General features: G+C 66.4%; 1 pseudogene. It reads right to left on the bottom strand.

Annotated features, from left to right (window positions below):
• A pseudogene (locus tag IF83_RS0129620) lies at positions 1–360 on the bottom strand (hypothetical protein); the annotation flags it as partial.

Genomic DNA, 360 nt, shown 5'->3' with positions numbered 1-360 from the left:
GGAGGTGGGAACTTCGGGCGTTCTGCTGCGGTCATGTTCATGGACGACCAGCGGTAGGAGCCCGCCAGCTTCGTCATCAAGCGGGCCGCTTCCGCATGGGAGGCACTGGAGGGCGGCGGCATCGCCGCCTTCACCTCCGCCAGAACCGTCGCCGCCTCCCGGAACGCCTCACCACCCTCGCCCTCCCACGCCACGACCGTCGACCGCGTCTTCAACTCGGTACCGATCTCCTCGATCGCCACCGCAGCCTTCTTCAACTTCCCGCCCAGCTTGCCGGTCGTCTCCGGATCGGCACCCTCGATCATCGCCCGCATCCGCTCATGCGACACCGACTCGAAATCCGTCTCCGACAACGCCAAA

It is taken from the genome of Streptomyces albus subsp. albus (assembly GCF_000719865.1).
Taxonomy (GTDB): domain Bacteria; phylum Actinomycetota; class Actinomycetes; order Streptomycetales; family Streptomycetaceae; genus Streptomyces; species Streptomyces albus_E.
This window is presented reverse-complemented; position numbering and strand designations above follow the sequence as displayed.